Annotated in this window: 2 protein-coding genes; one reads left to right on the top strand and one right to left on the bottom strand. The window is 42.7% G+C overall.

The window, feature by feature from the left end; all coding sequences use genetic code 11:
- The first annotated feature begins 295 nt into the window (after positions 1–295).
- Positions 296–1,036 (top strand): DUF1554 domain-containing protein, encoded by a 741-nt coding sequence (locus tag GJ668_RS19715; protein ID WP_186343237.1) that lies wholly within the window; start codon positions 296–298, stop codon positions 1,034–1,036.
- Positions 1,037–1,100: 64 nt separating this feature from the next.
- On the opposite strand, the gene GJ668_RS19710 is transcribed toward GJ668_RS19715, so the two are convergent.
- On the bottom strand, positions 1,101–1,388 hold a 288-nt coding region (locus GJ668_RS19710; protein WP_155451780.1), incomplete at its 5' end, for an integrase core domain-containing protein.

Raw genomic sequence — 1,388 nt, 5'->3', positions numbered from 1 at the left:
GTGATATGACGATCTACATGTGGCCGAAATGGGCCGCACGGGCCATTGAATGGAGCGCGAAACACTCATGACGTAGCCACTGAAAACAAAATGTTTGTGAAAAAGGGCACTTTCAGTGTTAACGAATAGTAAACGGTATTTGATCAGCGTTTCCTATACTATATATTTGTACCAGCTTTGGTTGGGTAGCTAAATAAGCAAAGAAACAGATCAATTTTTTGAAGCGGAACGCATGATCTGTTACATTTTTTAGGTGAGCTAAACATTAGATCACTACTACGAGATGCCAACTAATATGAATATTAATGTAAAATTACTATGTTTAACTGTTTTGATTTTTCCGGCAACATATCAGTACAGCTATGCTGAAAAACCGCAAATAACGGTTAAAGGTGGATTTATAAAGCTAGATGTGACAGGTGGTGTAAGTCCAAATCATAATGATTGCATAAATAGCGATCATTATGGACGCCAGGTATATAACGAAGTTACTGGATCTCTTTTTATTTGCTCGGCGTCTGGATGGAAGCTTTATTTGGGTAGTACTCTAGATGATCATAAGTTGGTATTTGTTACCTCTGAAACATATGATGGAAATCTAGGCGGTGTAACCGGAGCTGATTCTAAATGCCAAGCAGAAGCAGACCTTGCCTTATTAACAGGGACTTTTAAAGCGTGGATTTCAGACGAAACTTCATCCCCTAACACACGTTTCTCTAAGTCAGATGTTCCATATATTTTACCAAGTGGAGAAATTGTAGCAGAAAACTATGAAGATCTTACTGATGGTTTTATAGAAAATCCAATTAATATAAATCCCTATGGAGATTATTATAATAACCAAGCAGTTTGGACTGGCACACGCTACGATGGAAATCTAAGCAATGGCACATGCAATAATTGGACTATTGGGTATGGTAACAGAATTAACGAAAATGGTATTCGTGGATCAATAAATTCAATCGATCAAGGATGGTCTTCAGATTTCAATGTCAGGTGTGATAGTAATTATAGATTATATTGCTTTCAGCAATGAAATTGGTTTTAGATTTTTCGTCGAGTATAGTGGACCCCATGTCAAGGACAGTTTTCCCCCGAATTTAAGTTGTGCGGCCCCCCTCAACCGCAGCGGTTTGGCGCGGCCCGAGTTTCGATTCAGCCTTGGCGAAGCGATCGACGATCTTGGCTCCGCCACCGGTGCCCGACTGGTAGACGGCATCAGGCGTGAGGTAGCCGAGGGACTGGTGAGGGCGTTCGCTGTTGTAGAAGGCGAAATAGGCGCTCAACCCCAGGAGCAACTCGGGCAGGCTCGCGTAGCCCTTGATGTAGACATCCTCGTACTTCACGCTGCGCCACAGGCGCTCGACGAAGATGTTGTCCAGGGCCCG

Source organism: Allochromatium palmeri (genome assembly GCF_009720725.1).
Lineage (GTDB): Bacteria > Pseudomonadota > Gammaproteobacteria > Chromatiales > Chromatiaceae > Thermochromatium > Thermochromatium palmeri.
This window is presented reverse-complemented; position numbering and strand designations above follow the sequence as displayed.